2 protein-coding genes are annotated in these 1941 nt (G+C 36.4%); one reads left to right on the forward strand and one right to left on the reverse strand.

Features of this window, described 5'->3' with window-relative positions; all coding sequences use genetic code 11:
* Positions 1 to 57 precede the first annotated feature (57 nt).
* Complete coding sequence (locus ACZFYI_RS19775; RefSeq protein ID WP_462525840.1) at positions 58 to 672, reverse strand: NADPH-dependent F420 reductase; 615 nt, start codon at positions 670 to 672, stop codon at positions 58 to 60.
* A gap of 353 nt (positions 673 to 1025) precedes the next feature.
* On the opposite strand from ACZFYI_RS19775, the gene ACZFYI_RS19780 reads away from it, so the two are divergent.
* Positions 1026 to 1880, forward strand: a complete 855-nt coding sequence (locus ACZFYI_RS19780; protein ID WP_462525841.1) for an alpha/beta hydrolase — start codon at positions 1026 to 1028, stop codon at positions 1878 to 1880.
* The last annotated feature ends 61 nt before the right edge of the window (positions 1881 to 1941 follow it).

The raw sequence follows: 1941 nt of genomic DNA on the forward strand, positions 1-1941 counted from the left end.
AAAAATAGTTTTGGAAATTAATTATTGAAATTATTGATAAAAATCAAAAAATTATTTTCACACAGTAATCAGCTTAAAATGGTATTCTGTTTTTTCCTTTTTGTTGGCTGCTATTTTTTTGCTTAAGTGGAAGAAAGCCTCCAATAAAAATGCACTTTCGGAAGTCCCGGCATCTATGGCCCGGAACCCGGATTTTTCGATCAACTTTTTGACTTTTTGCTTTTCTGCTCCGTCTTCGCCGCAATAGTATGTTTCTTTGATCAATCCTAAGATATCCGAATTGGGATAATCTGTGCCAAGGTTATTGAATGCTTTGTAGATGTTTTTACCACTCAAAAAATGCTGGATCAGAAAGTAATTGCAATCATATTCGTTGCCAAAAGATGCATTGGTACAATCTATGACAATTTTGTTTTCCAAATCGGACTCTGAAAGACATTCACATAGTTGGGTCAGGTGTTCATTGTCGCAGCAAATCAGAATATAATCTGAGCGAAGCACGGCTTCTCTGAAGCCAAAAACTTTGTCAGCATGCATGCTGAGGATTTTCCATTCAATATCCTTGGCTACGAAATTTTCCCTCACACCAAAAATCACATTTGTGTCCGAGGAAAGAAATCTATTGCCGAGAGCTGCAGCCAGTTTTGTGGCTCCTAATATGCCTATTTTCATTTTGCCGTATTATCAAACATTGTGAAGTGAAGATGAATACACCATATCCTTTCTAGGGCTTGATCGATATGGTCAGGGTAAATTGAGATTATAGGGTAAAAGGTGATTAAAACTTGGTATTGTCCCCTTAATCTGGTGAAAATTAACACTTGGAATGTAAAAAACAAAATATAATATGGAGAAATAATGATTTATTCAAACAAATTGGCTTAGAATTAATGTTTGGATCACATTAGTCCAAATTTATTTCTGTTTTATATGGGTACTAATTTTAGAAAAGCTAAGATTTTATAATTTTAAACCCTGATGTCTGATATGTGTTATCTTTCTTGAATCAACCCTCTATTTACTTTATGAAATTTTGTAACAGTTTTCTTCTTTTTTCCTTGTTTTTGCTTGCATCCTTTTCTTGTTCTTTCAAATCTGTTCAGCGAAGCAAGGAAATCACTTATATGGAAAAGGGATTTTTGGAAAATCTTCCGGAAAAGCAATTGAATGTCTTTGCACCCAAAAAGGCGGATGGAAGTAGTCCTGTCCTGCTTTTCATCCATGGAGGAAGCTGGAATTCAGGCAATAAAGACATTTACAATTTTCTTGGATCGAGATTGGCAAGGAAGGGAATCGTCTCAGTTATCATAAATTATCCACTTAGCCCTGATTATCAGGTCCACGACATGGCCAAGGCTTCTGCACAGGCAGTCCGATGGACAAATGAGAATATCAAAACCTATGGAGGCGATCCGGATAAAATCTTCGTATCTGGACATTCTGCGGGAGGTCATCTGGCGAGTCTGATTTCTGTAAGAAATGAATATTTTGACACTTTGGGAATGGAAAATCCCATAAAGGGAACAGTTTTGATAGATGCGGCGGGTTTGGATATGTATTGGTTTCTGAAACAAATGAATTATGCGCCAGGATCAGAATATCTTCAGGCATTCACAGAGGATCCGCAGGTTTGGAAGGATACCTCCCCGATATACTATTTGGATGAAAAAGATCCCCCGATGCTGATCCTGATGGGTGAAAAAACCCTGCCAGGAATCGAAAAGACGACAGAAAGATTTTTGGAAGAATATAAAAAGATAAACCCCGAGCCTAATTTTCACCTTCAGAAAAGGAAGAAACACAAGCCAATGATCGTACAGTTTATCTATAGCCCAAATAAGGTCTATAAATGGATCGGGGAGTTTATTCAAGAGCAATGATAAATTGAAAGTTGTAAATACGATTACAATATTTTCATTTTTATTATAAAGTTGTAAGTAT

The sequence above is a fragment of the Aquiflexum sp. genome (assembly GCF_977115555.1).